Source organism: Ramlibacter tataouinensis, assembly GCF_001580455.1.
Classification (GTDB): Bacteria; Pseudomonadota; Gammaproteobacteria; order Burkholderiales; family Burkholderiaceae_C; genus Ramlibacter; species Ramlibacter tataouinensis_B.
The window spans coordinates 1854184-1870736 of sequence record NZ_CP010951.1 but is presented as its reverse complement, the minus strand read 5'-3'; the positions used below and the strand labels follow the sequence as shown (position 1 = coordinate 1870736).

The following is a 16553-nucleotide window of genomic DNA, read 5'->3' as shown; positions in this document are numbered from 1 at the left end:
GCCACTGATCGCTGGACCCGGCGAGATCCGATTTCCGGTCTCAGACTGAAGCCTGCCCGACCGAGGATTACTCCGACGCGGTCGACGCGAATGAGCAAACGGCGATCAGGAATTCGCCTGACGGAGCGACTCGTTCGCCGCCGACAGGTGGCGCCGGTCGCGAGAGTGAACGGACTTGCGCTCGCCCCCGCGCTCACTGCAGGCGCAAGCGGCGCGCATTCGCCACGGCAGTTTGATGCACGGGTGCGAGCGCTGAGCCAGCGATGCCCCATCCCTGGCGAACCCACGCACGCCAGAGTGGATCGAGGGTCATGGCGCCGCCTCGGCCAAGACCACCTCCGATGCGCAGAACCTGCATGGCTACCTGCCATGGCGCCCAGTACATCGCTGCCCAGCTTGCGAACCACGCTTGTGAGAACGCGCTCGTCTTTTCGGTGAACATGCGCGTGAACTCGGCAGCGTCGCGCGTGTTGGGCTTGGCACCTGCTGCCAATAGGCGTGCGGCGCGGTGAGCGATCACCTGTGGCGCGGCCCAAGCGAGCTCGATGTGCTGACGCGCGACCGACCTGGAAGAATGTTTTCTCGGCATCGCCGTATCATGCCTGCCAGTGATGCGGGCGGAATGGCGTGCGCCTGAACTCGGCTTCTCGTCCTACGTCTCCGGCGCCAGCGCACGGTGTTCTCCGACGTGCCTTGAGACGCGAACCGAATGAACAGTTGCAGGCACCCTTTTCAAGGAGACGCGAAATGGCGATGAGAGGTAGCTGTTTGTGCGGGGCCGTGAGCTACGAGATCACCGGCTCGTTCAAGTTCATGGGCAACTGCCATTGTTCGATGTGCAGGAAGTCTCACGGGGCCGCATTCGCGACTTGGGGGATCATCAGCCCCGACCAGTTCCGGTGGCTATCGGGGGAGGACCTTGTCCAGGGGTATGAATCTTCTCCCGGAAAACAGAGGTGCTTTTGCAGGAAGTGCGGATCACCCGTCGTCTGTACCCATTCCGGCACGGTCGGCGAAGTGGTGGTGGGAACACTCGACGGAGATTCGGGGACGCGGCCACGCGAGCATATCTTCGTAGGGTCCAAGGCACCCTGGTACGAGATAGCGGATGCGCTTCCGCAGTTCAAGGAATGGCCGCCTGGGTTTGAACCGTGACCTGGACCGCGCCCGAATTGCGTGAGGGCAAGCACGAGCCTGCGGGCATGCCGGCCGCCGCTGTTCAGGCTTTTACAGGCCCCCCACTATAATCAAAGGTTGTTTCACGCCTTGCCTAAACGAACAAGCCATGAGCGATAGCACGCACGACGACGAGCACCACGACCACGGCCACACCGGTCCGATCAAGACCTCCAGGCAGCTGCTGCTGACGGTGATCTTCGCATTCGTGCTGCCAGTGTTCATCATCATCGGCCTCGTCAACTATGTGACCTCGGACCACAAGCCCTCGGGCAGTACGGCGGCGGAAAGCCAGGCGCTCGGCGGCGTGTCGGCGCAAGACCAGGAGCGCGGCGTGGCCGAGCGCATCCGCAAGGTCGGCATGGTGGAAATCCGCGACGCCAATCGCCCGCTCAAGACCGGCGAAGAAGTGTTCAAGGCGCAGTGCACGGGCTGCCATACCCCGGGCGCGGCCGGAGCCCCGAAGGTGGGCGACGCGGCGGCCTGGGCCCCGCGCATCAAGGCGGGATTCGACGCGCTCGTGCAGGCGGCGCTCAAGGGCAAGGGCAACATGCCGGGCCAGGGCGGCGGCGACATGAACGACATCGAGATCGCGCGTGGCGTGGCCTTCATGGCCAACGCAGCAGGCGCCAAATTCGCCGAGCCCCAGCCCGCCGCGGCCGCAGGTGGCCAGGCGCCGGCCGGCGCTGCGCCGGCGGCGACGACGACGGCCGCTGCTTCCGGTGCCGCGCCGGCGGCTGCCCCGGCGCCGGCGGCTGCCGCCGCGGCCGGCGGTGGCGAGGCGCTTTTCAAGCAGGCCTGCGCGGTCTGCCACGGCGCGGGCATCGCAGGCGCGCCCAAAGTCGGCGACAAGGCCGCCTGGGCCCCGCGCATCCAGCAGGGCATGCCGGCGCTGGTCGAGAACGCCATCAAGGGCAAGGGCGGCATGCCGCCCAAGGGTGGTTCCACCGCCTCGGACGCCGAAATCAAGGCCGCCGTGGAGTACATGGCGAACGCCAGCAAGTAAGCGGCGCAGCCTCCAACAAAAAGCCGGTCGACAGACCGGCTTTTTTGTTGCCTCAACCCGCGGCGGGCTCTTTCTCGCGGGCCCCGGCGGGGCTGCGCACGTAGGCGAACCTGTCCGGCAGCTGCGCCAGGCCGAGCTCCTCGGTGCGCCACACGCGGCGCTCGATGGCGTCCGCCGCCGCTTCCATGTCCAGCGTGTGCACGATGCCGAAGCCGATGTCGGTGTCGAGGTAGAGGTGGCCCTGCTCGTCGACCACCGCGCCACGGACCGATGCGGTGCGGCCGGTGTGCGAGGCGACCTGGTGGCTCGCATCCACCCGCCAGACGTAGGGGGTGCTCTCGAGTTCCACATACACCCGCTGCGGGCCGTTCTGGAAGTACCACTGGCCCTGCGCGTCGTGCTCGTAGTTGCGCTGGATGAACTCGATCAGCTTGTCGTGCCGCAGCAGCGAGCCCTTGCTTTGCGGAAACGGCCCGGCGGCCTGCGCGCGGTCGTCGCGCATGTACCAGTTGCCGCGCCCGTCCAGCCCCAGCCAGCCGTAGCAGTGGGGCACGTTGGGCCACTTGGCCATGGCCTGGCGCACGATGTCGTCCATGGGCGCATTATCGGACGCGGGCGCGGCGCCCGGGGTTAGCGGCCGAAAGCGTCGTAGCCGGTCTTGATGATCAGCGCGCCGACCACGGCGATGAAGGCGCCACGCACGAAGCCCGCTCCGTGCTTGAGCGCCAGGCGCGTGCCGAGCAGGCTGCCGATCACGTTGGCCAGCGCGAGCGCGAGCGCGTAGTGCCACCAGACATGGCCCTTGAGCGAGAACAGGATGAGGGCCGACAGGTTGGTGGCGGTGTTGACCAGCTTGGCGCTGGCCGAGGCATGCATGAAGTCGTAGCCGAGCCAGCGCACGAAGATGAAGACCAGGAAGCTGCCCGTGCCCGGACCGAAAAAGCCGTCGTAGAAGCCGATCACCAGCCCGGCGCTGCCGGCGGCGGCGGTTTCGCGGGCGCCGGTAAAGCGCGGCTGGTGATCGCGTCCGAGGTGCTTCTTGGCCAGCGTGTAGGCGAGCACGGCCAGCAGCACCAGGGGCAACAGCTTGCGCAGGAACTCCGGCGAGATCACCGTCACGGCCCATGCCCCGGCCAGCGCGCCGGCAAACCCCGCGCCGGCAGCAGGGCATGCCAGGGCAGGCGCACGCGCCGGCTGTACTGCACCGCGGCGATCCCGGTGCCCCAGATCGCCGCGGCCTTGTTGGTGCCGAACAGGGTCGCCGGGTGCGTGCCGGGGAACGCGGCGAACAGCGCGGGCACCAGCACCAGTCCGCCGCCACCGACGATCGCGTCCACGAAACCAGCCAACAGCGACGCGAGCGAGACCAGCAGCAGATCCATCGCCCGGCATTGTCCCAAAACAAAAAAGGCGCCACGAATGGCGCCTTGTCCAGGGGCGTCTCGCGGGACGCCTTTGCATTAATTCTGATTCTGAGCTTGTCTCCTCGGTCCCTCGCGCTTGCGGCCTGCGAGGCGCGCCTACGAGTGCGGCAACTCTACCTCGCCGCCCCGCGGCGGTGCATCGGGATTTTCCCGCGGCCTGCGCCGCCGCCGGCCCCACGGGCGCGGACGGGTGGTCTATATTGGCTCAATCTCAGGCATTCACCTGCGAAACGAAGGGAGTATCGATGAGCTTTCGTCTTACGGCGGCTTCATTCGTTTGTGCGCTTCTCGCCGCATCCTGCGGCGGCGGGGGCGGCAGCGGCGGCACCAATGGCACGGGCGGCGGGCAGGTGAGCGCGGCGACCCCGCTGGTGGCGATCACCGAGTCGAGTGCCAAGCCGGTCGCCGCGAATGCACTGGACAACGTCATGAAGGCCGCGGCCACGCGGGCGACCGGACTGCCGCTGGGCGTCCAGGTCGATCTGGCGGCGCTGGGCGGCACCGGGGCCTTGCAGGCCCTGACCACCGCGGCGCGGCTGGGGGCGGCATCGATCGCCGGAGCGCAACTGCCCGTGGGGGTGGCGATCGACCGGACGACGGCCTGTCCCGCCGGCGGCAGCCTCACGGTGACCGGCAACGTGGCGAGCACTGCGGCGGTGGTCGCCGGCGACACGCTGACCGTCACCCACCACAATTGCCGGATCAACCAGGCCGGCGTCGTGCTGACGTTCAACGGCCAGGTCGCGATCGAGATCATCAACGGAACGCTGACCGATACGCTGCCTTTCCATGTGGTGATGCAGAGCACGGTCACCAACCTGTCGGTGCAGGCCGGCAGCAGCCTGGCCGTCTCGAACGGCGACGCCCGCATCGACTGGAGCGCCACGTCGGTGAGCTCGCAGACGCTGCTGGCCACGGGCCAGTCGCTGGCCACGCGGGAAACGATCTCGGGCGGCGCCACTCGCAACACCGTCCTGCGCGACTACGCGCAGGGCCTGGCCATCAGCGGCACGGTGGCCACCGCAACGCTGTCAGGCACGATCGAAACCAACAGCCCGCAACTGGGAACGACGGCCAGCACCTACATGGTCAGCACGCCGGCCGCGGTCGTTTGGGATCCCCTCGCCGGCGTGGTCGCCGCAGGCACCTTGAGGGTGGTGGGCGCCCGGGGCGCGCAGTTCACTCTCACCTTCACCGTCAACAACGTCGCCCAGATCCTGCTGGACGAGAACGGTGACGGCAGCGCCGACAGGACCATCACGACCAACCTGACCGAACTCTCGGGCCTGCTCTAGGCGCCCGCGGCCCCGCGCTCGCGCCTGTTGTTGCGCGGACGCTCGCTCCCTGTGACTCCCGTCAAGGCTGCATGCGCCCGCCGGGGCGCGGCCTGCCTGCCTGCCCTTTTGCTGGGGTAAGCTCATCGGTTCCGTTTTGCAAGGGAGTGAACATGTCCAAGATTCCGATGTCGGTGGTGCCGGCCCTTTTCGCCCTGACCCTGGCCGGTTGCGGCGGCGGCGGTGGCGGGTCCAACCCGGCGCCGGCGCCCGCGCCCGCGCCTGCGGCGCTCACGATGACCAGCGCCAACTCGAAGGCCGTCGCGGCCGATGCGCTGGAGAACGCCGCCGGCAACCCGGCGGCCGAAGCCGGCGCCTCGCTGGCGACCGGGGTGCAGGTCGAAGGCGCCGGCGCGCCGTCGGCTACGCTGCAACTGGCCGCCGCGGCCCGCAAGCTCGCATCGCTGGTGCCGGCCCAGACGCCGCTGGCCACCGGCGTGGCGATCAATGAATCCATCCCCTGCTCCGGCGGCGGCACGCTGACCATCAGTGGCAATGTCTCGGGCGGCGATGCGCTGGTGGCGGGCGACAACGTGACGCTGGGCGCCACGAACTGCCGGGAGACGGTCGACGGCGTGCTGCAGACGATGTCGGGCAGCATGACGCTGCAGATCACCAGCGGCTCGATGGCCAACGCCAACGTGTATCCCTTCCACATCGTGATGTCGATGACGATGAACGCGTTCAGCATCGCGGGCGGCGGCGTCACCAACCGCGCGGACGGCGACCTGCAGCTGGACGTGACCGCCAGCAGCGCCACCGCGGACGTGACCGTGCTGAGCGGCACGTCGCTCAGCAGCACCACCACCAATTCGCTCGGCACCCGCAAGGGCACGCTGAAGAACTACCGCCAGTCCATGACCCGGCAGGGCACGATCGTGAGCACGGACGTCACCGCCACCATCGAGTCGACCAACAGCCGCCTCGGCACGGGCACGGTGCGCTATGACCTGAGCACCCCGGCCCCGCTGGTGAGCAATGCCTCGACCGGCGCCTACACCGCCGGCAGCATGAAGATCGTCGGCAGCAACTCCGCGCTGCTGGTGACCGTGAGCGCGAGCAACACCTTCTCGGTGCAGGTCGACGGCAACGGCGACGGCACCTACGAGTCGTCGAGCAGCGCGACCCTGAGCGAACTGCAGGCGCTGCTGTAAGCGTGGCGCGGGCAGTTTGGGCGTCGCGCACGGCCTGCGCGGCGCTGGCCGCGCTCGGCGCGCTGGCGGCAGCAGGCCCGGCGCGATCCGGCGAGGCCGGCGCGCTGCAGTTGGAACTGGGCGCGGCGCTCGGACAGCGCACGCTGACCGAGCACGATGCCGCCGGCGCGCGCCTGCTGCGCGAGAGCGGGCCGCTGGCGCGCCTGCGGGCGGCGGCGCGGCCGGCCGCCCCGTGGAGCGGGCTGGATGTCAATGCGGCCCTGACGCTGGCGCCGCTCGACTACCAGGGCCAGACCCAGTCAGGCGCTGCGCTGTCGACGGACTCGCGGCACCGCGACCTGGAACTCGGCGTGGGCTGGCGGCCGTTGCCCGCATCGGCCTGGGGCGAACCCGCGCTGACCCTTTCCTGGCTCGATAGCCGGCGCGCCATCGCGGGCACCTCGCAGGTGGGCGGCCTCACCGAAACATCGTCGCTGTGGCTGCCGGGGCTGGCCTGGCGCAGCCCGGTGCTGGCGCTGGCCTTCGGCCGGGCCAGCATGCAGCTCTCCTGGCGCGCCAGCATCGCGCAACGCTTGCAGGTTGACTACGGCGGCGCCTTCGACGCGTCCTCATTCACCGGCGGCCGGCGCGAGGAGGTGCTGCTGCGGCTTGGCCTGGCCAGCTCCGATGCGTGGCGCTGGGCGCTCGAATGGAGCCGCACGCGGCAGGCGGCCAGCGCGCCCGCGACCTTGTATCGCAACGCCGTCGCGGTGGGCACCGTGCGCCAGCCGCAACTGCGAATCGATGACCTGTCGCTGTCGCTGACCCGCATCTTCTGAAGGCGCCGGGCACCGGCCCGGGGCGCCCGGTCCGCGTGCAGGGAGCGCCTGGCCCGCTGCTGAAGGACCGGCATGCGGCGCCGCACGGCGATGCGCCGCTGGTGCCCGAACCTGCGGATGGCTTGGGCAGCTCGACCTTGCCGGACACGGGCTTGGGCGACTCGGGCTTCGATCCGGACAAGCGCAAGCCCAGGGACCTCGACGCGCCGCGCTATGTTGGCGGCATTCGCTAGAGCCTTGTAAAGTAAGCGCTGGCCCATCCGAGGGAGGTGTCATGACTTTTGATCTGCCCACGTTCACCTTGATCCATGTCGTGATCAGCGTCCTCGGCATCGTCGCCGGTCTCGTTGTCGTCGGCGGGCTCATGGGCGGCGCACGCCTGAACGGCTGGACCGCCTTCTTTCTCGCGACGACGATCCTCACCAGCGTGACCGGGTTCGGCTTCCCGTTCACGAAGCTTGCGCCGCCGCACGTCGTGGGGGCGGTCTCCCTCGTCGTGCTTGCCGTCTGTCTTGCGGCTCGGTACTGGAAGCAAATGGAGGGCGGATGGCGGGCGGCCTACGTGACCACCGCCGTGGCGGCGCTCTATCTCAACGTCTTCGTGCTGGTCGTGCAACTCTTCACCAAGACGCCGCCGCTCGCGCAATTGGCCCCGACGCAAAAGGAGGCCCCGTTCGCCGTGACGCAGGCGCTCATGCTTGCCGTCTTTGTCTGGCTGGGATGGGCGGCGTTGCGAGGCTTCCGGTCGGCAAGGACCCGATAAGACTTTTTCCAGAGGCGCTCAGGCCGCCGTGGACGCATCCCGCACGATCCACTCGGCGGCGCGCTCGGCCATCATCAGCACCGGCGAATTGGTGTTGCCGCTGGTGATGGTGGGCATGGCGCCCGCGTCCACCACCCGCAGGCCCACGGTGCCGCGCACGCGCAGGCGCGAGTCCAGCACGGCCATCGGGTCGTCGGCGCGGCCCATCTTGGTGGTGCCCACCGGATGGAAGATGGTGGTGGCGATGTCGCCGGCCAGCCGCGCCAGCTCCTCGTCGCTCTGGTACTGCGTGCCCGGCCGCCATTCGACCGGCTCGTAGCGCGACAGCGCCGGCTGCGCCGCGATGCGGCGCGTCACGCGCAGCGAGTCGGCCGCGACCTTGCGGTCTTCCGGCGTGCTCAGGTAGTTGGGGGCGATCAGCGGCGCGTCTTCGAACTTGTTGCTGCGGATGCGCACCGAGCCGCGGCTGGTGGGATTGAGGTTGCAGACGCTGGCGGTGAAGGCGTTGAAGGCATGCAGCGGCTCGCCGAAGGCATCGAGCGACAGCGGCTGCACGTGGTACTCGATGTTGGGGTAGGGCATGTCCGGTGAGCTGCGCGTGAAGGCGCCCAGCTGTGACGGCGCCATGCTCATCGGGCCGGAGCGCTTGAGGGCGTATTCCATGCCGATCTTGGCCTTGCCCCACCAGCTGCTGGCCAGCGTGTTGAGCGTGCTGACGCCCTTGACCTTGAAGACGGCGCGGATCTGCAGGTGGTCCTGGAGGTTGGCGCCCACGCCCGGCAGGTCCCGGACCACCGGCAGGCCGAAGCGCGCCAGCAGGTCCGCCGGTCCGAATCCCGACAGCTGCAGCAGCTGCGGCGAGCCGATGCTGCCGGCGCACAGCAGCACCTCGCGCCCGGCGTTCACCGTCACCAGTTGCTGACCGTCCCAGACCTGCGCGCCGGTGCAGCGCTGGGTGCCGTCATCCAGCCGGTCGAACAGCAGCCGCACCACGTGCGCCGAGGTCCACATTTCGAAGTTCGGCCGGCCGTAGCAGGTCGGACGCAGGAAGGCTTTGGCGGTGTTCCAGCGCCAGCCGTTCTTCTGGTTGACCTGGAAGTAGCCCACGCCTTCGTTGTCGCCGCGGTTGAAGTCCTCGCTGTGGGGGATGCCGGCCTGCTGGGCGGCCTGGGCGAAGGCGTCCAGGATGTCCCAGCGCAGCCGCTGGCGCTCCACCCGCCACTCGCCACCGGCGCCGTGCACCGCGTCGGCGCCCTTGTAGTAGTCCTCGTGCTTCTTGAAAAAGGGCAGGATGTTGTCCCAGGTCCAGCTCGCGTCCCCGGTGGACTGCGCCCACTGGTCGTAGTCACGCGATTGGCCGCGCATGTAGATCATGCCGTTGATGCTGGAGCAGCCGCCCAGCGCCTTGCCGCGCGGATAGCGCAGCGAGCGTCCGTTCAGGCCGGCGTCGGCCTCGGTGCTGTAGAGCCAGTCGGTGCGCGGGTTGCCGATGCAGTAGAGGTAGCCCACCGGGATATGGATCCAGTGGTAGTCGTCCCGGCGGCCCGCCTCGAGCAGGAGCACGCGGCGCTGGGGATCGGCCGACAGCCGGTTGGCCAGCAGGCAGCCGGCGGTGCCGGCGCCGATGATCACGTAGTCGAAATCGGTGTCGCTCATTGTCCTTCTGGTCTCCTCCGCGGCATTGTGCCCCTCACCCCCGCCCTCTCCCCGTGAGGGATCGGGCGCTCACTACTTCGCAGTAGGCATCACGAACTCGGCGCCCTTGGCGATGCTTTCCGGCCAGCGCTGCATGATGGACTTCTGCTTGGTGTAGAAGCGCACACCTTCCTCGCCATAGGCGTGCATGTCGCCGAACAGGCTGCGCTTCCAGCCGCCGAAGCCGTGCCAGGCCATGGGCACCGGGATCGGCACGTTGATGCCCACCATCCCGACCTGAACGCGGCGCGAGAACTCGCGCGCCACGTTGCCGTCGCGCGTGAAGCAGGACACGCCGTTGCCGTACTCGTGCGTGTTGATCAGGTGCACCGCTTCGGCCAGGTCCTTCACCCGCACGCACCCCAGCACCGGGCCGAAAATCTCTTCCTGGTAGATCTTCATCTCGGGCGTAACGTTGTCGAACAGCGTGCCGCCGATCCAGAAGCCGTTGTCGCAGCCGGCGCCGGCCTTGGCGGCGGCGAACTGGCGGCCGTCCACCACCAGCTTCGCGCCTTCGTTCTGGCCCTGCGCGATGTAGCCGGTGATGCGCTGGTGCGCCGCGCTGCTGACGATGGGGCCCATCTCGGCGTCCAGTTCGGTGCCGTTCTTCACCTTCAGCGACCGGGTGCGCTCGGCCAGCTTGTCCATGACCTTGTCGGCCGCTTCCCCGACCAGGATGCCCAGCGAGATCGCCATGCAGCGCTCGCCGGCGGAGCCGAAGGCCGAGCCGATCAGCGCATCCACTGCCTGGTCCATGTCGGCGTCGGGCATCACCACCATGTGGTTCTTGGCGCCGCCCAGCGCCTGCACGCGCTTGCCGTGCCTGGCGCCGGTCTCGTAGATCTTCTGCGCAATCGGGGTGGAGCCGACGAAGGAGAGCGCCTTCACATCGGGGTGCTCCAGCAGCGCGTCCACCGCGTCCTTGTCGCCCTGCACCACGTTGAACACGCCGTCCGGCAGGCCGGCCTGCTTGAGCAGCTCGGCCATCATGATCGAAGGCGTGGGGTCGAGCGGGCTGGGCTTGAGCACGAAGCAGTTGCCGGCGGCGATCGCCAGCGGGTACATCCACATCGGCACCATCACCGGGAAGTTGAAGGGCGTGATGCCCGCCACCACGCCCAGCGGCTGGCGCATGGTCCAGTTGTCGATGCCGGTGGACACCTGGTCGGTGTAGTCGCCCTTGAGCAACTGCGGGATGCCGCAGGCGAACTCGACGATGTCGATGCCGCGCGTGACCTCGCCCTGGGCGTCGGTGAACACCTTGCCGTGCTCGGCGGTGATCGCCCGTGCCAGGTCGTCGCGATGGCGGTTGAGCAGTTCCAGGAACTTGAACATGACGCGCGCGCGCCGGATCGGCGGCGTGTCCGCCCAGTCGGGGAAGGCGTCGCGGGCGCTGGCGACCGCGGCCGCGACTTCGGCGGCGTTGGCCAGCGCCACCTGGCCGCTGACGGCGCCGGTGGCCGGGTTGAAGACCTCGGCGCGGCGGCCGCTCTGGCCGGGCACGCGCCGCCCGCCGATCCAGTGCTCGATCGAAGCCAGTCCGGTGGCGGTGTTTCTGTCGGGTGCGTTCATGAGGTGGGTCCTTCGGATTCGCAGGCCAGTCTAGGCGCGTGCCCCCGCTTTGGAAAGACCGCGTTGGTGATTACATTGTTCGAAAGATTGAACAACGCCATGGCCGAACCCACCCCCGCCTTTGCCGACCTGCACCTGCTGACCGTGCTGGCGCAGACCCGCAGCTACACCCAGGCCGCGCGCCGGCTGGGCATCTCGAAGGCCTCGGTGAGCGGGCGCATTGCCGAGCTGGAGCGAAGCGCCGGCTTGCCGCTGGTGCGGCGCACCACCCGCTCGGTCGGGCTCACGCCGGCGGGCCAGCAACTGGTGGACGACACGCACGCGGCCTTCGAGGGCATCGCGCAGAGCTTCGCCAGCATCCGCGACCTGGCCGGGTCACCGCGCGGCCTGGTGCGCCTGACCGCGCCGGTGGCGCTGGGGCGGCAATGGATTGTGCCCACGCTGCCGCCCTTTCTGCGCCAGTTCCCCGAGATCCGGCTGGAGCTGGACCTGACGGACCGCTTCGTCAACCTGCAGCAGGAAGGCTTCGACCTCGCGATCCGCCACACGCAATCGCCGCCCGACACCCACGTGGCCTGGGCGCTGTGCCCCTCGCGGTCGCTGCTGGTGGCCAGCGCGGACTACCTCCGGCGGCGCGGCAGGCCGGCGCATCCGCACGAGCTCGCGCAGCAGGATTGCCTGGTCTACTTGCGCGAAGGCGGCAGCAGCTGGTCGTTCGAGCGCGAGGGCGCGCGCAAGCCCGAGCGGGTGGTGGTCGGCGTGCGCGGGCCGCTGCGTGCCAACAACAGCGAAGCGCTGCGCGACGCGGTGCTGGGCGGCCTGGGCATCGCGCTGCTGCCGGACTTCAGCGCGGCGGCGCACCTCGGCCCGCGCCAGCTGGTGCGCGTGCTGCCCGGGTGGCGCCCCTTGGGCTTTTTCGGCGAGAGCATCTATGCGATCCGGCCCTGGTCGCCGCAGGTGCCGCGGGCGGTGCAATGCCTGGTGGACCACCTGCGCCAGGCGCTGGCGCCCGGGTTCACGGTGTAAGCCCGTCGCGTGGCACCCGCACCGGCATGGCCAGCAGGACCTGCGCCATGCCCTTGCCCAGCGGGTCGTTGCGCAGCGAGGCCATGCCGCCGCCGCCCAGCGCCTCGGTGCAGAGGAAGTTCAGGGCGTGGATGCCGGGCAGCTCGTAGCGGGTGACGCTGCCGCGCACCAGGTGCGACAGCCATTCGCGCACCCGCGCTTCGGTCAGTTGCGCGCGCAGCAGCGGCAGCCAGTCGGGGCGGCGCGCGATGATGCCGATGTTCGAGCTGTCGCCCTTGTCACCGCTGCGGCCCCAGGCCAGCCGCAGCAGCGGCACTTCCACCCAGTCCGGCCCGGGTTCGAGGATGTCTCCACTGCTTGCCTCCCGGGGCGGCGGTACCGCGACCTGTCCGTGCGGGACCGCGACCGTCATCACCTGGCCGTCCAGCAGCACGCGCGGCTGCAGCTGCGCCTTGTCCAGCAGGAAGGCGTACTGCTTGATCGCCGGCACCGCCTTGGGCCGGCCGTCGGCGCCGGTGGTGCCGGGTGACCAGGAGGTGCCGGCCGGGGCGATTTCGCGCGCGAACAGTTCGAGCGCGGCCTTCTGCGGATGCGTCACCGCCAGGCGCAGCACGGCCTCGCGCACCGCGCCCGTGCGCGCCTGCGGGCCGAAATTCGCTTCCTCCGAGCCGAGCACCTCGATCAGGCTGCGGCTGTAGTCGGCCAGGCCCTGCGCCCGGAACAGTTCGCGCGTGCGCTCGAGGATGGCCTCGCCGGTGCGCCTCGCCTTGCGCGCCGCGTCCAGGCCGACGATGGTGAGCTGCGCGCTGCAGCGAAAGCCGTCCATGTAGGTGGCGCTGACCTTGTACTGCGGGCCGGGCGCGAGCCCGCGCGCGCCCGTCACGCGCACCCGCAGCGGGCCGTCCTGCGCCAGCGTGATCTGGCTGAAGTCGCAGCTGACGTCGGGCAGCAGGTAGCGCCGCGGATCGCCGATCTCGTAGAGCATCTGCTCGGCGATCACCGCGGTGTTGACCAGCCCGCCGGTGTCCGGCGGCTTGGTGACGATGAAGCTGCCGTCCGCGCGGCATTCGATCACCGGGTAGCCGATGTGCGGCCAGTCCGGCACCTGCTCCCAGTCGGTGTGCAGCCCGCCGGTGGCCTGGCAGCCGCATTCGATGATGTGGCCGGCCAGGCTGCCTTGCGCCAGCCGGTCGAAGTCATCGGCGTCCCAGCCGAACTCGTGCATCAGCGCCCCCAGCGTCACCGCGCTGTCGACACAGCGGCCGGTGACCACGATCTGGGCGCCGGCATCCAGCGCCTGCCTGATCGGCAGGGCCCCGAGGTAGGCGTTGGCGGTGAGCACCCGCGCCGGCAGCGGCGCGCCGCTTTGCATTTCGCGGATGCCCTCGCGCAGGCCGGGCAGCAGCGGCATGACGTCGTCGCCCTCGACCACCGCCACGCGCAGCGGCAGGCCCTGCTCGGCGGCCAGTGCCGCGATCGCCTGCGCGCAGGCCTGCGGGTTCACGCCGCCGGCGTTGCTGACCACGCGGATGCCCTGGGCCACGACATCCTTCAGGATCGCCTTCAGGGTCACCGTCACGAAATCCGTGGCGTAGCCCAGGGCCGGGTCCTTGCCGCGCGCGGCCGCCAGGATCGACATGGTCAGCTCGGCCAGGTAGTCGAACACCAGGTAGTCGACCTGGCCGCGCGCCACCAGCTGCGGCGCGCCCACGCTGCTGTCGCCCCAGAAGCCCGAGGCGCCGCCGATGCGCACGACCTTTGGTGTCACGTCGCTCATCGGCCGGTCCATTGCGGCTTGCGCTTCTGCTGGAAAGCCTGCTGGCCCTCCTTGGCGTCCTCGGTCAGCGTGAAGAGGGCGATCTGGCTTTCGGTGAAGGACATCGATTCCTCGAAGGCCATGCTCTCGATCTTCTTCATCGTGTAGAGCCCGCGCCGCACCGCCGCCGGCGACTTGTCCAGCATCCGCGCCAGCAGCCAGTCCAGCCGCGCGTCGACGTCGTCGTCCACGTAGTTGACCAGGCCCCACTCCAGCGCCTGCGCGGCGGTGACCGGCTCGCCCGTGAGGCACATCTCGGCCAGCCGGCGGCGCGGCACCAGGTGCTGCAGCACCGTGAGCACCTGCGCCGGAAACACGCCCACCTTCACCTCCGGCAGGCCGAACACCGCGTGGCTGGCGGCCACCGCCAGGTCGCACATGGCCAGCAGCCCCATGCCGCCGGCCATGCAGGCGCCGTTGACGCGGGCGATCAGCGGGATGTGGCCGGCCTTGGCCCGGCGCAGCAGCTGCGCCAGGTGGCCGTAGGGCTCGGAGTAGTCGGTGGTGAAGGCCTGGGCGGCCTGCAGGTCGGCGCCGGCGCAGAAGGCCTTGCTGCCGGCGCCGGTGATCACGATCGCGCGCAGCTCGCGCCGTGCCTGCGCGTCCTCGATGGCCCGCGCCATGCCGGCCAGCACCGCATGGCTGAGTGCGTTGCGGCGCTCCTCGCGCCGGATCGTCAGCCACAGCACCGAGCCGCGGGTTTCGACGCCAAGTTCCGGGGTGCTGGTTTCGCTCATGCGCGCCTCCATCGACCGTGCCTTTATAACCGCGGCGCCTTGAATTGAAACAAAGGGCGGCCTGTACCGTTACGATTCGGCTGATGGAAGGGAGCGTGCCCCGCATCGAGCCGCAACCCGCGCCCGAGGGACCGCGGGTGCGCGTGCTGGGCCAATGGACCGCCGACCGGCTGGCCGAGCCGAAGTTGTTGCAGCAGCTGCGGGCCAGCCTGCCGCGGGCCGAGGTGCAGGCCTGGGACCTCCGAGAGCTCCAGCAGCTCGACCATGTGGGCGCCCAGGTGCTGTGGGACCACTGGGACCGGCGCTGGCCGGAGCGGGTCGAACTCTCGCCCCCGCAGCGCGCGGTGCTGGAGCGCGTCGCCCGCTTCACCACGCCGCTGCGGCCACGCCGCCGCGTGAGCCTTCGCGCGGCCCTCATCGGCTTCGGCGGGGCCGTGCTGCGCGGGGCCAACCATGTGCAGTCCTTCGTGCAGCTGATGGGCCAGCTCACCCTCAACATCGGCCAGCTGCTGCGGGCGCCGCACCGCGGGCCCTGGCGCGATTTTTCCGGCCACCTGTTCCGGATCGGCGCCACGGCGCTGCCCATCACCGCGCTGGTCGGCTTCCTGATCGGGGTGGTGCTGGCCTACCTGACCGCGGTGCAGCTGCGGCAGTTCGGCGCCGACGCCTACATCGTCAACATCATGGGCATCGGGCTGATCCGCGAGCTGGGGCCGATGCTGGCCGCGATCCTGATCGCCGGCCGCTCCGGCTCGGCGATCACCGCGCAGATCGGCGTCATGCGGGTGACCGACGAACTCGACGCCATGAGCGTGATGGGCATCTCGCACAGTTTCCGGCTGGTGATGCCGCGCGTGCTGGCGCTGGCGATCGCGATGCCGCTGATCAGCGCCTGGACCACGATCTGCGCGCTGGGTGGCGGCATGATCGCCGCCAACGTGTCGCTGGGCATCACGCCCACCTTCTTCATCAATGCGCTGCCCCAGGCGGTGGACATCGGCAACCTGATCATCGCCACCGGCAAGTCGGTGGTGTTCGGCGTGCTGATCGCGCTGGTGGGCTGCCACTTCGGGCTGCGCGTCAAGCCGAACACGCAAAGCCTGGGCGAAGGCACGACCGCTTCGGTGGTCACCGCGATCACCGCGGTGATCCTGGTGGACGCGCTGTTCGCCGTGCTGTTCAAGGGCGTGGGATTCCGATGACGCAGGACGACGCCGCCGCCCCGATGCCGGCCGAGGGCCAGGCGATGGTGGAGATCCGCCAGCTGTGGAGCGTGTTCCAGACGCCGGAGCGGCGCTTCGTGGTGCACCAGGACCTGAACCTCACGGTGCGCCGCGGCGAGATCCTGTCCATCGTCGGCGGATCGGGCAGCGGCAAGACTGTGCTGCTGCGGCAGATCCTGGGCCTGGAAACGCCGGCGCGCGGCGAGATCCGGGTGCTGGGCCAGCCGGTGGAGCAGATCGGCCGCCACGGCGCGTCGAGCCGCATCGGCATGCTGTTCCAGCACGGCGCGCTGTTCTCGGCGTTCACCGTGCTGGAGAACATCGCCTTTCCGCTGCGCGAGCTCAAGACGCTGCCCTCGTCGCTGGTGCGCGAAGCCGCGATGGTCAAGCTGCAGATGGTGGGACTCAAGCCCGAGGACGCCTACAAGATGCCCGCCGACCTGTCCGGCGGCATGATCAAGCGTGCGGCGCTGGCGCGCGCGCTGATCATGGACCCGCCGCTGCTGCTGCTGGACGAGCCCACCGCCGGGCTCGACCCGGACAGCTCCGACGGCTTCGTGGCGCTGCTGCGCTCGCTGCACCGCGACATGGAGCTGACGGTGGTGATGGTGAGCCACGACCTGGACACCCTGTTCGAGGTGTCCACCCGCATCGCGGTGCTGGCCGACAAGCGGGTGATCATCGCCGCGTCGCCGAAGGACGTGATCGCCTTCCAGCACCCCTTCATCCACGATTTCTTCCTCGGCGAACGGGGCCAGCGCGCCATGGAACTGCTGCGCGAATACCCGTTCGCAGTGTAAAAAGGACCC

16 protein-coding genes and 1 pseudogene are annotated in these 16553 nt (G+C 69.6%); 10 read left to right on the top strand and 7 right to left on the bottom strand.

Annotated elements, in window-relative coordinates; genetic code table 11:
- Positions 1–193 precede the first annotated feature (193 nt).
- Positions 194–589: a polyhydroxyalkanoate granule-associated phasin gene (locus tag UC35_RS22995; protein ID WP_082792962.1), complete on the bottom strand. Its 396-nt coding sequence runs from the start codon at positions 587–589 to the stop codon at positions 194–196.
- Between the two features lie 158 nt (positions 590–747).
- Here UC35_RS22995 and UC35_RS22990 point away from each other — a divergent pair, with 158 nt between their 5' ends.
- Complete coding sequence (locus UC35_RS22990) at positions 748–1155, top strand: GFA family protein (RefSeq protein ID WP_082792960.1); 408 nt, start codon at positions 748–750, stop codon at positions 1153–1155.
- A 130-nt stretch (positions 1156–1285) separates the two neighbouring features.
- On the top strand, positions 1286–2182 hold the full coding sequence (locus tag UC35_RS09060) for a c-type cytochrome (RefSeq protein ID WP_061498272.1): 897 nt from the start codon (positions 1286–1288) through the stop codon (positions 2180–2182).
- A gap of 52 nt (positions 2183–2234) precedes the next feature.
- Here UC35_RS09060 and UC35_RS09055 read toward each other — a convergent pair whose 3' ends face one another.
- Together UC35_RS09055 and UC35_RS09050 are read right to left on the bottom strand one after the other, a co-directional pair.
- Complete coding sequence (locus UC35_RS09055) at positions 2235–2777, bottom strand: DUF2946 family protein (RefSeq protein ID WP_061498270.1); 543 nt, start codon at positions 2775–2777, stop codon at positions 2235–2237.
- Positions 2778–2812: 35 nt separating this feature from the next.
- Positions 2813–3564, bottom strand: a pseudogene (locus UC35_RS09050) (sulfite exporter TauE/SafE family protein).
- A 287-nt stretch (positions 3565–3851) separates the two neighbouring features.
- On the opposite strand from UC35_RS09050, the gene UC35_RS09045 reads away from it, so the two are divergent.
- The 5 genes from UC35_RS09045 (at position 3852) to UC35_RS09025 (ending at position 7675) form a co-directional block, all read left to right on the top strand.
- Entirely contained in the window at positions 3852–4901 is a 1050-nt protein-coding gene (locus UC35_RS09045) for a hypothetical protein (protein ID WP_145979383.1), read from the top strand.
- Between the two features lie 152 nt (positions 4902–5053).
- Positions 5054–6094: a hypothetical protein gene (locus UC35_RS09040; protein ID WP_061498264.1), complete on the top strand. Its 1041-nt coding sequence runs from the start codon at positions 5054–5056 to the stop codon at positions 6092–6094.
- 2 nt (positions 6095–6096) lie between these two features.
- Positions 6097–6912, top strand: coding sequence for a hypothetical protein (locus UC35_RS09035; protein WP_061498262.1), 816 nt, complete (start codon positions 6097–6099; stop codon positions 6910–6912).
- Between the two features lie 35 nt (positions 6913–6947).
- Complete coding sequence (locus UC35_RS09030; protein WP_061498259.1) at positions 6948–7145, top strand: hypothetical protein; 198 nt, start codon at positions 6948–6950, stop codon at positions 7143–7145.
- A 41-nt stretch (positions 7146–7186) separates the two neighbouring features.
- The gene (locus UC35_RS09025; protein ID WP_061498256.1) at positions 7187–7675 is read left to right on the top strand and encodes a hypothetical protein; all 489 of its coding nucleotides are present in this window, start codon (positions 7187–7189) and stop codon (positions 7673–7675) included.
- Positions 7676–7693: 18 nt separating this feature from the next.
- On the opposite strand, the gene UC35_RS09020 is transcribed toward UC35_RS09025, so the two are convergent.
- Both UC35_RS09020 and UC35_RS09015 read right to left on the bottom strand, forming a co-directional pair.
- Positions 7694–9331, bottom strand: coding sequence for a GMC family oxidoreductase (locus UC35_RS09020; protein ID WP_061498253.1), 1638 nt, complete (start codon positions 9329–9331; stop codon positions 7694–7696).
- Positions 9332–9403: 72 nt separating this feature from the next.
- On the bottom strand, positions 9404–10942 hold the full coding sequence (locus tag UC35_RS09015; protein WP_061498250.1) for a CoA-acylating methylmalonate-semialdehyde dehydrogenase: 1539 nt from the start codon (positions 10940–10942) through the stop codon (positions 9404–9406).
- Positions 10943–11041: 99 nt separating this feature from the next.
- Here UC35_RS09015 and UC35_RS09010 point away from each other — a divergent pair, with 99 nt between their 5' ends.
- Positions 11042–11968, top strand: a complete 927-nt coding sequence (locus tag UC35_RS09010; protein ID WP_061503757.1) for a LysR family transcriptional regulator — start codon at positions 11042–11044, stop codon at positions 11966–11968.
- On the opposite strand, the gene UC35_RS09005 is transcribed toward UC35_RS09010, so the two are convergent.
- Both UC35_RS09005 and UC35_RS09000 read right to left on the bottom strand, forming a co-directional pair.
- On the bottom strand, positions 11958–13745 hold the full coding sequence (locus UC35_RS09005; protein ID WP_227820509.1) for an acyclic terpene utilization AtuA family protein: 1788 nt from the start codon (positions 13743–13745) through the stop codon (positions 11958–11960). The two genes, UC35_RS09010 and UC35_RS09005, sit on opposite strands and share 11 nt — an antisense overlap.
- Positions 13742–14521: an enoyl-CoA hydratase/isomerase family protein gene (locus UC35_RS09000; protein WP_061503756.1), complete on the bottom strand. Its 780-nt coding sequence runs from the start codon at positions 14519–14521 to the stop codon at positions 13742–13744. Before UC35_RS09000 ends, UC35_RS09005 begins: the two co-directional genes overlap by 4 nt.
- Before the next feature lie 83 nt (positions 14522–14604).
- On the opposite strand from UC35_RS09000, the gene UC35_RS08995 reads away from it, so the two are divergent.
- Positions 14605–15723, top strand: a complete 1119-nt coding sequence (locus tag UC35_RS08995; protein WP_061498245.1) for an MlaE family ABC transporter permease — start codon at positions 14605–14607, stop codon at positions 15721–15723.
- Positions 15720–16544, top strand: a complete 825-nt coding sequence (locus UC35_RS08990) for an ABC transporter ATP-binding protein (protein ID WP_227820508.1) — start codon at positions 15720–15722, stop codon at positions 16542–16544. Before UC35_RS08995 ends, UC35_RS08990 begins: the two co-directional genes overlap by 4 nt.
- Positions 16545–16553: the final 9 nt, after the last annotated feature.